Origin of the sequence: Nocardioides sp. W7 (assembly GCF_022919075.1) — a bacterium.
Lineage (GTDB): Bacteria > Actinomycetota > Actinomycetes > Propionibacteriales > Nocardioidaceae > Nocardioides.
Window position 1 is genome coordinate 5089768 of record NZ_CP095078.1, and the last position, 12876, is coordinate 5102643.

Here is a 12876-nt window from a genome sequence, read left to right on the forward strand (position 1 = left end):
CGTCGGTGGCCGTCAGACGACCGGGCCCGCGTCGTCGTCGACCTCGTCGTCGAGGGTCCAGCGCAGCTGGAACTCGACCTCCTCCTCGCCGTCGCCGCGCTCGTGCTCGATGGAGAACTCGGCGCGCACCGGCACCCGGAACCGCTCCCCCGCGATCTGGATCCGGAACGACTTCCCGGACTCCAGTGCGTCGGCCAGCCGGCGCAGCTTCGCGACGACCTCCTCGGTGGCGTAGATCTTCTCGATGTCGCGATCCGGCTTGCTCATGAGTCCAGCATGCCCCACCGTCGGCGTCCCGGCCGAGTCAGCACCACTGGTGCTGACTCGACCCGCCCACTTCTGCTGACTCGGCGAGACGGGGGGTCAGACCTCGGCGAGGACGACGACCCGGTCGCCCGGCTCGACGACGACGAGCTCGGACTTGGCGGGGTTCACCACGACGCCGAACTCGGCACCGCCCTCGGCGAGCGCGGCGGACTTGAAGCCGATGGCGGTCTCCCCACGGCGGACCGCGCCGGCGACGACGGTGGCCCAGGTGACCTCGCGGCCGGGGACGACGTACCACTCGGCGGGCCGGAGGTAGATCTCGCTGCCGTCGGCACCGAGCAGCTCGCCGAAGACGGCCTCCAGCCGCTGGTCCTCGGAGAGCTGGGTGACGATCAGGCTGACGATCTCGCCGCTGACGACGACGTCGTCGATGTCGGCGACCTGGGCGAGCACCCGGTTGCGGTCGTCGAGCATCTCGCTGACGATCGGCGGCTGCTCCTCGAAACGGGACACGATGTCGCGCACGTGCAGCAGCGTCACCAGGGTCCGCGCGTCGGCCGCCTGGACGTCGAGGTCGTCGGAGTAGCAGAGCACCAGCACCTGGTCGAGCCCCTCGGTCAGGTGCGCCTCCAGGACGGCACGGTCGGTCGTCGAGGCCACGACGACGGTGACGGCCAGGTGGTCGAGCGCCGGGATGTCGGGGGTGCCGTACGACGTCACGACGGTCAGCGTCGAGCCCGGCTCGGCGTAGTGGTCGAGCTCGCGGAGCACGATCGGCGCCCGCTCGTTCCAGCCGATCAGCACGGCGGCGGTCGCGTGCGCGTCGGTGCCGCTCTCCTCGCCGAGCGCGTCGAGGTCGGGTCGGGCGCTGGAGGGAGCGGTGGCGGCGAGCGCGCTGTCGTCCTCGGCGACCATGATCAGCGTCTGCGGGCCGATGAGGGTGTCGACGGGCGGGTTCAGCTTGGCACCGCTCGGGCCGGCCAGGCCGATGACGGAGGCGCTCTCGAAGAACAGCTGCGCCTCGCCGTACGTCAGGCCCGCGAGGCCGTGGTCGTCGAAGAAGTAGATCTCGTCGCCGTCGTAGTCGAACAGCTCGGTGTAGACGGCGGCGGCACCCGACTGGCGCGAGGTCTGCACGACCAGCTTCGCGACGGTCTCGCGGATGTCGAGCAGGGCGGTACGACGGTGGCCGACGAGACGGGCCGCCTCCAGGTTGCCGGGGTTGCGGATCTCCGCGACGATCCGCGGGCCGGTCTCGGGGTCGGGGCTGCCGTGGGTGAGCGCGAGCAGGGTCTTGATGACCTCGGAGTCGGGGTCCTCGGAGTCGGGGGCGAGCAGGATCACCGACCGGGCACGGCCCGGCGAGGCGACCGCGAGCTCGTCGATGTCCATCGGCGAGCCGGAGCGGCACACCACCCGGGTGCCGCGCCGCTCGGGCACCTTGGCCGCGAGCTGCTCCTCCATCTCGACCTTGTCGCGGTCGGCGAGGACGACCACGACCGGCCGCTTGCGGCTCTCGTTGGCCAGGGTCAGCTCGCGCACGATCGTGAAGATCGAGTCCGACCAGCCCAGGATCACCGTGTGGTCGGACTCCAGCACCATGGAGCGGCCCCGGCGCAGCTCGGCCAGCTTCTCGTCGATGCCGGCCGCGATGACACCGATCAGGGCGCTGACGATGAACAGGCCGCCGATGGTGAGCAGCAGCATGGTGACGATGAACTGCCACGACTTGCCGGTGTCGCCCGCCACGGTGCCGGGGTCGAGGGCGTGCAGCAGGCTCTGGAACAGCTCGGCGAAGAAGCCCTCCCCGGTCGAGGTGTCACCGTCGCGGAGCCCGAGGACGAGGGTGGCGACCGAGAAGACCACGATCAGCACGAGGGTCGCAGCCGTCAGCCACGCGATCAGCGCGGGCGTCCCGCGCGACATGCTGTTGTCGAACCAGTAGCGCAGCTTGTCCCCCAGATCGGACCTCGGCGCGGACGCCGCCTTCTTCTGGGAGCTGCCGCTCGCGCGCTCCTGCACCGCCTTGGCGGTGCGTCGACGCAGCTGCTGCCCGGTCCGTGCCATGCGTGGGTGCTCCTCAGTGAGTGGTCGTGCTCTTTACCTACCGAGATCGTCCCTCAACTGAGCCCGTCGCGATGGCGAAACGTCCTAGGTTGAACCCCATGCCGCTCACCCGGGCCCGTGTGGCCGTCGCCGCAGCGTTCCTCGCCCAGGGCCTGGTCCTGCTCAGCCTGACCACCCGGCTGCCGGAGTTCCAGGACGAGTGGGGCCTCTCGGACGTGTCCCTGTCCCTGGTGCTGCTGATGATGATCCTGCTGGCCGGGGCCGGGTCGGTGGTCGCGGAGGCCCTCGCGAAGCGGCGCGACAGCGCCCTGCTGCTGCGGACCGGACTGCTGCTGGTGGCGCTCGCCGTACCCGTCATCTGCGTGGCGCCGTCCACCGTGGTCTTCGTCGCCGGCGTGGGCGCCTACGGCCTCGCCCTGGGCGTCGTCGACGCCAGCACCAACATGCAGGCGGTCGCGCTCGAGCACCGCTACGAGCGGCCGATCCTGCCGTCCTTCCACGGCGCCTGGACCCTCGGTGGCGTGCTCGGCGCCGCGCTCACCCTGCTGACCGCGGACCTGCCACTGCCCGCCGCCGCGGTGTTCGGGGTGGTGCCGCTGGCGGTGGCGTTCGGGGCCTTCCTCCCCCGCGACCACGGCCCGACCGAGCTGGCCGTCGAGGTCGCGGTCCCGTGGCGCCCGATCGTGCTGGTGGGCACCGCGATGGTGCTCTTCTACATGGTCGACACGGCCGTCCAGACCTGGGGCCCGCTGTTCCTCGACCACACCTTCAGCACCCCGGAGCGCTACGTCTCGCTCTCCGCGCTCGGCTACCTGCTCGCGAGCGGGGTGGTGCGGATCGCGGGCGACACGCTCGTACGACGCTACGGGGCCGTCCTCGTGCTCCGGGCCGGCTCGCTGCTCGGCGCGGCCGCTCTCGCCGTGGTCGTCTTCTCGACCAGCTGGCAGCTCGCCGTGGTGGGCTTCTCGCTGCTCGGCGCGGGCGTGGCCGTCGTCGCGCCGCTGAGCTTCTCGGCCGCGGCGCGGATCGCCGGCGGCGAGGGCTTCGACCCGGCGGTCCGCCAGGCCCGGGTCGACGCCGTGATCGCCCGCTTCAACCAGTTCAACTACGCCGGCGCGCTGCTCGGCTCGGTGCTGACCGGCCTGATCGGCGCCGACTCGCTGCGGGTCGGCTTCGCCGTACCGATGATCCTGGTGCTGGGGATCATCCCCCTCGCGCCGGCGTTCGCCGCCCGGCGGGGATCGTCGGGATACTCCGTCACACCAGCGGGGGGATCCGACTCGAAGACCCCCACTGTGTGACGGACTACCCCGCCGGCACGACCCGTGGCGGCCAGCTCAGCCCGGCCAGTTCCGGTCCGGCTGCGGGACCGGGCGGCCGGGCTGCTCGCCGCCGCGCGCCTCGAGGTAGCTGTTCTTCGGGACCATCACCTTGCGGCGGAAGATGCAGACGACCGTGCCGTCCTGCTTGTAGCCGATGGTCTCGACGTAGACGATGCCCCGGTCGTCCTTCGACTTCGACTCGAACTTGTCGAGAACGGTCGTCTCGCCGTAGATGGTGTCGCCGTGGAAGGTCGGTGCGACGTGGCGCAGCGACTCGACCTCCAGGTTGGCGATCGCCTTGCCCGAGACGTCCGGGACGCTCATCCCGAGCAGGATCGAGTAGATGTAGTTGCCCACCACGACGTTCTTCTTGAACTGGGTGGTCTCGACGGCGTAGTTCTCGTCGATGTGCAGGGGGTGGTGGTTCATCGTGAGCAGGCTGAACAGGTGGTCGTCGTACTCGGTGACCGTCTTGCCGGGCCAATGCTTGTAGGTCGCGCCGACCTCGAACTCTTCGTAGCTGCGTCCGAACTGCATGCGCCGATGATGCCTCCTACGTCGCGTGCGGCGCATCGCCCCTACGCGTGGGTAATGTCACCCACGCGTAGGAGCCGCGTCAGGAGCCGCCGCCGCCGGCCTTGCGCCGGTGCATCTTCGGGGCGCTGTCGGCGACCTCGGACCCGTGGGCCTTCTCCTTGACCGGGCCGTCCTGCGGCACGCCGCGGTCATTGGCCTGCTTGCGCTCGAGCGCCTCGCGCATCTTCGCCTTGAGGTCGTCGTTGGCGCCTGGGGCGTCCGTCATGGGGTCCTCCGAGGGTGGTGGGCGATCTGTCTACTCAGCCAAGCATGCCGGTGAGCGCGCGTCGACGGGTTAACGCCACCGAGAAGACGGCGCCGAGCTCACTCGTTGCGCCACTCCGGGCTGTCGGTGCCCAGGTCGTCGGCGTAGATCCGCGGCATCATCCAGCGACCGGCGATCGCACCGCCGGTGATCACGCCGGCGCCGCCCCACGAGAAGCCGTGGGTGTGGTCGCGCCAGACCATGCCCCAGTTGTCGGCGTACTTGCGGTAGAGGCCGCTGTCGAAGACCCGCAGGATCAGCTCGTCGCCGTACTGGCCGCCGTTCTGGAAGTTGCTGGAGCCGGTCACCACCATCTTGCGGTCCCGCTTGCCGTCGTAGTTGCCGTTGACCAGCAGGATCTTGGTGTGGCTGTAGAGGTCGATCTCGCCGTCGTCGTCGGTGTCGAAACCGGTGCTGCGCGTCGGCATCAGCCCGCGCTTGGTGGGACTGGCGAAGACGTCGCGCACCTTGCCGCCGGCGTACCCGACCATGATCTTGACGTCGCAGCCCTTGGCGTGGAGATCACGCAGCCGCTTGGCGATCATCAGGCCGCGGTCGCCGTCCCAGGCGTGCATGTTGACCCGGACGATGGTGCGCCCGCTGTCGGTGCGCGCACCGGTGCACTTGATCGGGGCGAGCAGGCGGGAGATCGGGTCGCGCGACGGCGTCCACCTGGTGCGCGCGTTCGCGGCACCCTGGCGCGGGAACGGCAGGATGTAGAGCCCGAACTTGCCGTACGACCGGCGCAGGTAGGCCCGCTTGGCCAGCCGGTCGTGTCGCATCTCGTTGAACACGAAGTCCAGGGTGCGGTGGAGCCGGCGCTTGTTGTTCAGGGTCAGCAGGTCGTTCCACTGGTTCTCGGCACCGTTGAGCTTCATGTTCAGCGACCCGAGCATGACGACGTTCTTGGCGACACCGGTCTGCGAGAAGAGCACGAACTTGCTGTGCTGGACGTCGCCCTGGCCGCGGCAGCTCGCCTTGCACTGGTAGAAGAAGCTGCGCTTGCTGCGCTTGCCGCCGAGCTCGGAGCGGAGCTTCTTCTGCGCCGCCGGGAGCTCGTGGCCGTTGACGATCACCTGGACGTGGACCTTGCGCTTGCGCCGGGCCTCGATGAGCGCGTCCGCGACCTGCATCCGGTCGAAGGAGAACATCACCATCTTGATGGTCGAGCGCGGCTTGGCCCGGCGGACCGCCGCGATGACCTGGTTCTCCAGCCGGAACTGTCGCTCGCCACCGACCCGGGGGGTGTTGAACTTGACCCCGGGCGTCGGGCGCCACCCGCCCTTGCGGGCCGACGCCGCCTCGGCCGGCGAGGCGATCGGAGCCGCGGCGATGGGGGCGATCACGGCCCCGGCGACCACCGCGACGAGCAGCGCCGCGAACCGGGCGCGGACCGTCCTCCTCGGGGACCGAGGGCGGGCGGAGGTAAGCAAGTTCGACTGCGGCACGCGCTGCAACCTACCTGAGCCTCCGCGAGATTTTACGATCCCCGGATCAGTCGCCGCGTCCTCGGCGCAGCGCCCGCGCGGCCCGTCGCAGGGGCGTCGCGGAGCGGCCGGCGGCCTCCGCGTCCCGGCGCTCCGCCTCCGTCGCCAGGTCCCGGACGTCCTCGAGGAGCGCCGCGACCAACCGGGACGCCGACTCCAGCAGCTCGCCGTCGGTGACCGAGGCCAGCGCCCGTCCCGCGGGGAGCTCGTCGGGGACCAACAGGTCGTCCACGTCGCCGACGACGTGGAAGCCGCGCGCCACGATCAGGTCGACGGCCCGACGGCTGCGGAGACGGCAGTCCGCCAGCAGATCCTCATCGAGGACGAAGCGCTCCCCCGCCTGCGCCGCCAGGTGCCGCTCGGCCAGGTGGCCGCGGATCCAGTCGCCCCGGTCGCGCGCCGAGTGGAAGGAGCCGAGGTGCCGGTCGAGGCGGCGCAGCAGCTCGACCTGCACCGCGCCGAGCGACGGGTTCACCGGCTCGTCGGGCAGCGGGTACTCCTCCCGGAGGCCGAGCACCCCGGCGAAGTTGCGCCAGTGCCGGTCGGGCGCCTCGGTCCGCGGAGGGACGGGCAGCACGTGGACCCGGTCCGCGGGCACGTCCTGGCCCCAGCGCTCCAGTACGCCGGCGAGGTCCCAGGTCTGCCAGCCGAACTCCGGGAAGGTCTTGGCGGTGGCCAGGTCGTGGATCGCCAGGCCGCTGCCGTTCTTGACCATCTCCTGCCACCCGGCCGCCAGCATGCCGGCCGCGTGCCGCGCGGTGACGACGACGTGCACCTCGGCGGGCGCGAGCCGGCGTACGGCCCGGCGCACCTGGTCCGCGTCGGCGCCGCAGAGGAACTCGTGGGTGACCAGGCCCGAGCCGCCCTCGACGGCCTCGAGCTCCGTGCACAGCCGCTCCCAGGTGCCGGGGGCCTGCGGGTCCCGCCGCGCGAGGTGCTTGCGCTCCTGGACGTCGAGCGCGGCCCAGAGGTGCTCGCGGTGCCCGCTCCCGGGGAGTACGACGCCGTCCCCCCGGAGCCGGTCCCGGTTCTCCCACAGGATCTTCTGGAGGTAGGTCGTGCCCGTCTTGGGCAGCCCGATGTGCAGGAAGACGCGCGCGACCATGCCGCTCAGCCCTTGAGGGCGTAGTCCTTGAGGAGGCTGCGACCGATGATCATCTTCTGGATGTCTGAGGTGCCCTCGCCGATCAGCATGAACGCGGCCTCGCGGTAGAGCCGCTCGATCTCGTACTCCTTGGAGTAGCCGTAGCCGCCGTGGATCCGGAAGGAGTCCGCGACGACCTCGTTGCAGTACTCCGCGGCCAGCATCTTGGCCATCCCGGCCTCGACGTCGTTGCGCTCGCCCTTGTCCTTGCCCCGCGCGGCCTTGACCATCATCGCGTGCGCGGCCTCGACCTTGGTCGCCATCTCCGCGAGCCGGAACAGGATCGCCTGGTGGTCGGCGATCTGCTTGCCGAAGGTCTCGCGCTGCTGGGCGTAGGCGATCGCGAGCTCGAAGGCCCGGTTCGCGATCCCGCAGGCCCGGGCGGCGACGTTCACGCGGCCGACCTCGACGCCGTCCATCATCTGGTAGAAACCCTTGCCGGGCTCCCCGCCCAAGACCTGCTCGGCCGCGATCCGGTGGCCCTCGAAGACGGCCTCGGTGGTGTCGACGCCCTTGTAGCCCATCTTGTCGATCTTCCCGGGGATGGTCAGGCCCGGGGCGGTCTCGCCGTACCCGACCTCCTTCTCCACCAGGAAGGTCGTCAGGTTCTTGTAGACGCTGTCGGCGCCTTCGTCGGTCTTGACCAGCACCGCGATCAGGTTCGACGTACCGCCGTTGGTCAGCCACATCTTCTGGCCGGTGATCTCATAACCGTCGCCGGTCTTGGTGGCCTTGGTCTTGATCGCCGCCACGTCCGAGCCCAGACCCGGCTCCGACATCGAGAACGAGCCCCGCACCTCACCGGTGGCCATCCGCGGCAGGTACTTCCGCTTCTGCTCCTCGGTGCCGTGCTTCATCAGCAGGTAGGCCACGATGAAGTGGGTGTTGATGACGCCCGAGACGCTCATCCAGCCGCGCGCGATCTCCTCCACGCACAGGGCGTAGGTCAGCAGCGACTCCCCGAGACCGTCGTACTCCTCGGGGATCATCAGCCCGAAGATCCCGAGCTCCTTGAGCCCCTCCACGATCTCGGTCGGGTACTCGTCGGCGTGCTCCAGCTCGGTCGCGACCGGCAGGATCTTCTCCTCCACGAACGTCCGTACCGCCTTGAGGATCTCGCTCTGGTCCTCGGACAGTCCCTCGGTCTGGCACAGACGACCCATGAGTGCTCCTCGATGTGTGGCGGCTCGAACGCGGGAAGGATACCGGCCAGTCACTTAGCGACGCGGCGAGGTTCGAGGACGGCCGTCACGACGGTACGGCGACCGTCCACCGGTTACCCTCTGGTGTCGGAGAGCAGCATTCGGAGGAGCGATTCGTGTGACCAGCTGGCTCCGTGCCCTCGGCCTCGGCGCTCGTCGAGACCCGGCCGACCAGGCCGACTCCTCCGACGGCAGGCGGGCCCGGCGCGGCTCGCGCCCCTCGGCCCTGGAGTACGTCGTCGGCCTCGCCGCGGTGGGCGCGATGATCGCCGCCCTCGTGGTGACCCTGGTGCCGTCGGCGCTCGATGCCATCACCCCGTCCGACTCGCCGCAGACGGCGCCCGAGGCGTCACCCGCCGGGTCCCCGTCGGAGTCCGTCCCGGCCTCGCCCACCACCTCGGCCCCGGTCCCGCCCACCCCGCCGGCCGAGACCCCCGCGATCACCCCACCGGCCACGTCGTTCCCGTCGATCGCGCGCCTCGACGAGGTGATGGGCGAGCGCGGGCTCACCCGGGTGCCGCCGAAGGCCTGGCAGGGGGCGACGTTCAACGTGGCGTCGTACAACGTCCTCGGCGCGAGCCACACCCGAGGCCCCAAGCGGCGCAAGGGGTACGCCGGCGCCGAACAGCGGCTCCCCGCACAGCTGGAGCTGCTCGGCGCCAAGGAGGTGAGCGTCGCCGGTCTGCAGGAGTTCCAGTACCCCCAGGTGCACCAGCTGCGCGAGCGCACCGGCGACACCTGGGGGATCTTCCCGGGCGTCGAGCGGGGCAACTGGCTCGCCGACAACTCGATCGTGTGGCGCACCGACCAGTGGCAGGCACTCACGACGCGGACCGTGCAGATCCCCTACTTCCGCGGGAAGCCGACCCCGATGCCGTACGTGCTGCTCCAGCACATCGCCTCGGGCCGGCGGGTGTGGTTCGCGAACTTCCACAACCCCGCCAACGTCGCCGGCGAGGCGCGGCACCTGCGCGCCCAGGCCCTGGAGATCGAGGCGCGCCTGGCCAAGGAGCTCAGCGCCGACGGCACGCCGGTCGTCGTCACCGGCGACATGAACGACCGCAAGGAGTTCGCCTGCCCGTTCGCCTCGGCGAGCGGCATGCACTCCCCCAACGGCGTCACGATCCGCGACTCCTCGTGCGTCCTGCCCGGCAAGCTCGACGTGGACTGGATCTTCGGCACCCAGGACCTGACCTTCTCGGCCTTCGAGTCCGACGCCCAGAGCCAGGGCCGCAAGCTGAGCGACCACCCGCTGATCACCGCGACGGCGGCCCTGCCCGGGGTCGAGGACCGACCGGGGTGCGAGCCGCGGATCTCCCGCGACGGGGTCGTCTGGTACTGCCCGACCGGCTGAGCACGGCCCGGCCAGCGGCTGAGCGCGGGCCCGCGAGCCCGAGAGAGGTCAGCGGGACAGCGGGTCGCCGACGTCGGCGCGGTACTTGTCGAGGATCGCGTGTACGGCGGCCTCGTCACGGTCGGCGAGCGGGAGCAGCAGCTCGGTGACGACGTCGCACAGCTCGGCGAGGCGTACGTTGAGCTGGCGGCACTCCTGCACCTCCTCCTCGAGGACGCGCATGCGCTCCTGCATCGCGGCCCGGCTGCGGAACAACCTCTTCATCGACTCCATGAGACCACCATCCTGCACAACGTGGGGTCGGCGTCCGCCACTGCCCCGGGGATCCCCACCTGCGCCTCGGTGAGCTCGGTGAGCTCGTCCACCCGGCCGCCGAGGGCGCGGACGGCCTCGACCACCCGCTCGGACGGCACGGGGCGCAGGCCGGCCTCCCGGGAGTGGGCCGTGGCCGCGGTGTGGAACTGCAGGTAGCACCGGCCCGAGTCGCGGGTGATCGTGCGGGCCAGGCGCAGCAGGTGGGTCAGTCCGGTCAGGTCCACGGCGTCCACCACGTGGTGGGCGACGACGACCCGCGGTCCCTCCTCGCGGGCGAGCCAGGCGCCCACGGACAGCACCGAGCGCAGCTCGTGCAGGTTGACCCAGGCGAACTCGGCCCGGAGCCCCTTCCGCTCGGCACGGCCCCGGGCCCTGCGCAGGTCCGGTCCGAAGAAGTCCAGGCCTACGACCCGGCTTCCGGTCCGGCTCAGCCAGAGGGCGTCGGTGCCCTCGCCGCACCCGATGTCGACGAACGTGGCCGCGCCGCGCTCGCGGCGGCCGACCCACCGGACGAAGTCGCTCGGGGCACGCCGAGCGGGCTCGGACGTGGCGCCCCGGCGCCGGTTCCACCGCTCGTCGATGCCGACCCGGGTGCCGCGGAACCAGCCGGACAGCCGGCGCTGGGTGCTCCGCGGGGTCGTGAACTGGTACGCCGGGTCCGGCGTACGCCACGTGGGGCCGTACATCGCCTCGAGCAGGTGGCTCGGCTCCGCCGGCGCAGGGAGCTCCCGGCCGGCGAGCACGACGGTGCTGCGCGGGTAGAGCCACTCCTTGCGGAACGGGTGGCCCACCTCGCCCATCAGGTAGAGCATGTCCTCGCGCAGGAACCCGCCGAAGACGTCCAGGCCACGGGGCGAGCCGTCGGCCTCCTTGGCGACGACCTTCAGTCCGAGTCCGCTGTAGCGGTGCACCGGGAAGCCCATCTCCCGCAGCCGCCGCTGCAGCTGGAAGGACTCGCGGATGACGTCGACGGGGTGCTCGAACCGGCTCACGTAGCCGAGGTCGGCGTCGGAGTCGTGGCCGATGAAGTCCTGGTCGCGCACCGCGCCGAGCAGGGTGCCGTACGCGACGAAGGGCTCGACGCCCGCCGCCTCGAGGGCGCCGAGCACGACCTCGATGGTGTCGAGCAGCGGCAGCATCTGCTCGGGGTCGCGGTCCCCGAAGAGCCGGGTCAGCCGCAGGCTCTTGTCCAGCGCGAGCGGGTTCCCCTGCCGGTCGCGCACGCTGACCGGCCCCTCGCCCGTGCCGAGCCGGGCCGGGGCCGAGAGCCACACCGTCCCGTCGACCGGGTCGGCCAGCGTGACCTCGACCGAGCCGTCGAGGAAGCGGCGCAGGGCGGGCGGCCAGGGGTAGTGCCGGCGCTCGTCCTGCTGCGTCGTGTCCCGCTCCAGCCAGAAGGAGAAGACCCGCTGACCGTCGAAGAGCACGTTGGCCGGGACGTCGTCGGTGACGGCGAAGGTGAGCCCTCGGTCGTCGACGGCGAGGTCGGTGACGGGCGCCGTCGTCCGGGGTGGCATGCGGGTCATGCTAGTGGTCACCGCCGGTGATTCGTCGGGGGTGGCCCGTGCTCCGGGTGCGTGCATCGCCAGGCGCCGGAGCGAGGCAGACCGGGTTTGTCTGGCGAGCGACGGCAACGCAGCGAGGTGCGTGCCCGGGGTGCGGGACACCTGACGAATCACTGGTGGTGACCACTGGTCACCGGGGATCCGGGCCGCCGGTCGCGGTGCCGCCCGCGGGCTCGCTCGCTAGAGTGCCCGGCGTGATCGTCACCGTGACCACCCTCAAGGACCGCCTGACGAACGTCCAGCGCTTCGTCCGGGGCAACCTCGCCGGCGGGGTGGACCACCTGATCGTCTTCCTCGACGCCCCCGACGACGAGGTCCTGGCGTGGCTGACGGACCAGCGCGAGGTGACCGTCGTGGTCACCGACGACTCGTGGTGGCACGACCAGCGCCCCCAGCTGCTCAACAAGCGCCAGCGGGTCAACGCCAACCTGGCCCGCGCCGTACTGCGGCGCCTGGACTGGGCGGAGTGGCTCTTCCACATCGACGCGGACGAGATCGTGCGGATCGACCGCGAGGCGCTCACCCAGGTGCCGCGCCGCCGCCCGGCCGTGGGGCTGCGACCGCTCGAGGTGGTCAGCCAGATGCACCCCGTCGGCGAGCCGCGGCTGTTCAAGCCCCTGCTCGGGGACGACGACCTGGCGCTCCTGCTGGCCCTCGGCGCCCTGCCCGAGGCGAGCAACTCCCTCTACTTCCGCAGCCACATCGCCGGCAAGGTCGGGGTCCGACCCCAGGCCGACGTGTGGCTGGGCATCCACAAGGCCACCGACAACGAGGACAACCGGCTCCCCCTGGTCCGTCGCCCGGGGTTCGAGATGCTGCACCTGGAGTCGTACTCCGGCGAGGAGTTCGTCCGGAAGTGGACCGCGATGGTCGGCTCGGGGCCGCGGATGCACTTCGGCACCCACCGGATGCAGCTCGCGACCGCGCTGAAGGCGGTCGTCGACAAGGACCTGCCGCCCGAGCAGCGGTCCCGGTTCTTCGAGCTGATCTACGAGCGCCACATGGCCGACCCGGTCGACCTGCTCCGCGACCTCGGCCTGCTGCGCGAGGTCGACCCGCTCCAGGGCGGCCACACCCCGCAGCCGCTGCCGGAGGGCGAGCGATCCCGCCTCGTCGGGTTCCTGGAGGAGCTCCGCGACCAGGACAAGTGGCAGTTCCTGCCCGACAGCGACCGCCGGGCCGACGCCGAGAAGGCGAAGGCCAAGGACCCCAGCCGGGAGACCGGCCCCGCCGAGGACCCGCCGCGCCGCCGACTGGGTCGCCTCCGGCGGTCCTGACCCGCCGGTCCGTGCGACCCGGCGAGTCACACGAA

At 71.3% G+C, this 12876-nt stretch carries 12 protein-coding genes; 3 read left to right on the forward strand and 9 right to left on the reverse strand.

From position 1 onward, the window contains the following. Positions 1-12: 12 nt before the first annotated feature. A complete protein-coding gene (locus tag MUB56_RS23830) occupies positions 13-267 on the reverse strand; it encodes an amphi-Trp domain-containing protein (RefSeq protein ID WP_244929494.1) in 255 nt (84 codons plus the stop codon). Between the two features lie 96 nt (positions 268-363). Then, a complete protein-coding gene (locus tag MUB56_RS23835) occupies positions 364-2334 on the reverse strand; it encodes a hypothetical protein (protein WP_244929495.1) in 1971 nt (656 codons plus the stop codon). A gap of 26 nt (positions 2335-2360) precedes the next feature. On the opposite strand from MUB56_RS23835, the gene MUB56_RS23840 reads away from it, so the two are divergent. Further along, positions 2361-3635, forward strand: a complete 1275-nt coding sequence (locus MUB56_RS23840) for an MFS transporter (protein ID WP_348536703.1) — start codon at positions 2361-2363, stop codon at positions 3633-3635. Between the two features lie 36 nt (positions 3636-3671). Here MUB56_RS23840 and MUB56_RS23845 read toward each other — a convergent pair whose 3' ends face one another. The 5 genes from MUB56_RS23845 to MUB56_RS23865 all read right to left on the reverse strand — a co-directional run bounded on the left by MUB56_RS23845 (position 3672) and on the right by MUB56_RS23865 (position 8291). Beyond that, complete coding sequence (locus MUB56_RS23845; protein WP_244929497.1) at positions 3672-4193, reverse strand: MaoC family dehydratase; 522 nt, start codon at positions 4191-4193, stop codon at positions 3672-3674. A gap of 79 nt (positions 4194-4272) precedes the next feature. Next, entirely contained in the window at positions 4273-4458 is a 186-nt protein-coding gene (locus MUB56_RS23850) for a DUF5302 domain-containing protein (RefSeq protein ID WP_244929498.1), read from the reverse strand. Between the two features lie 98 nt (positions 4459-4556). Further along, positions 4557-5945, reverse strand: coding sequence for a phospholipase D-like domain-containing protein (locus tag MUB56_RS23855; RefSeq protein ID WP_244929499.1), 1389 nt, complete (start codon positions 5943-5945; stop codon positions 4557-4559). A gap of 46 nt (positions 5946-5991) precedes the next feature. Beyond that, a complete protein-coding gene (locus MUB56_RS23860) occupies positions 5992-7089 on the reverse strand; it encodes a hypothetical protein (RefSeq protein WP_244929500.1) in 1098 nt (365 codons plus the stop codon). Positions 7090-7094: 5 nt separating this feature from the next. Beyond that, entirely contained in the window at positions 7095-8291 is a 1197-nt protein-coding gene (locus MUB56_RS23865; RefSeq protein ID WP_244929501.1) for an acyl-CoA dehydrogenase family protein, read from the reverse strand. Positions 8292-8448: 157 nt separating this feature from the next. Between MUB56_RS23865 and MUB56_RS23870 the strand changes: the two genes are divergently transcribed. Further along, complete coding sequence (locus tag MUB56_RS23870) at positions 8449-9684, forward strand: endonuclease/exonuclease/phosphatase family protein (RefSeq protein WP_244929502.1); 1236 nt, start codon at positions 8449-8451, stop codon at positions 9682-9684. A gap of 48 nt (positions 9685-9732) precedes the next feature. Here MUB56_RS23870 and MUB56_RS23875 read toward each other — a convergent pair whose 3' ends face one another. Together MUB56_RS23875 and MUB56_RS23880 are read right to left on the reverse strand one after the other, a co-directional pair. After that, entirely contained in the window at positions 9733-9948 is a 216-nt protein-coding gene (locus MUB56_RS23875; protein ID WP_244929503.1) for a DUF6752 domain-containing protein, read from the reverse strand. Next, the gene (locus MUB56_RS23880; RefSeq protein WP_244929504.1) at positions 9945-11516 is read right to left on the reverse strand and encodes a class I SAM-dependent methyltransferase; all 1572 of its coding nucleotides are present in this window, start codon (positions 11514-11516) and stop codon (positions 9945-9947) included. Before MUB56_RS23880 ends, MUB56_RS23875 begins: the two co-directional genes overlap by 4 nt. Before the next feature lie 242 nt (positions 11517-11758). On the opposite strand from MUB56_RS23880, the gene MUB56_RS23885 reads away from it, so the two are divergent. Further along, on the forward strand, positions 11759-12841 hold the full coding sequence (locus MUB56_RS23885; RefSeq protein ID WP_244929505.1) for a glycosyltransferase family 2 protein: 1083 nt from the start codon (positions 11759-11761) through the stop codon (positions 12839-12841). Positions 12842-12876 lie beyond the last annotated feature (35 nt).

What these genes read in the sequence shown, in the direction of transcription:
- MUB56_RS23830 (WP_244929494.1), bottom strand. Translation starts at nt 267, where the DNA reads ATGAGCAAGCCGGATCGCGACATCGAGAAGATCTACGCCACCGAGGAG.
- MUB56_RS23835 (WP_244929495.1), bottom strand. Translation starts at nt 2,334, where the DNA reads ATGGCACGGACCGGGCAGCAGCTGCGTCGACGCACCGCCAAGGCGGTG.
- MUB56_RS23845 (WP_244929497.1), bottom strand. Translation starts at nt 4,193, where the DNA reads ATGCAGTTCGGACGCAGCTACGAAGAGTTCGAGGTCGGCGCGACCTAC.
- MUB56_RS23850 (WP_244929498.1), bottom strand. Translation starts at nt 4,458, where the DNA reads ATGACGGACGCCCCAGGCGCCAACGACGACCTCAAGGCGAAGATGCGC.
- MUB56_RS23860 (WP_244929500.1), bottom strand. Translation starts at nt 7,089, where the DNA reads ATGGTCGCGCGCGTCTTCCTGCACATCGGGCTGCCCAAGACGGGCACG.
- MUB56_RS23865 (WP_244929501.1), bottom strand. Translation starts at nt 8,291, where the DNA reads ATGGGTCGTCTGTGCCAGACCGAGGGACTGTCCGAGGACCAGAGCGAG.
- MUB56_RS23875 (WP_244929503.1), bottom strand. Translation starts at nt 9,948, where the DNA reads ATGAAGAGGTTGTTCCGCAGCCGGGCCGCGATGCAGGAGCGCATGCGC.
- MUB56_RS23880 (WP_244929504.1), bottom strand. Translation starts at nt 11,516, where the DNA reads ATGCCACCCCGGACGACGGCGCCCGTCACCGACCTCGCCGTCGACGAC.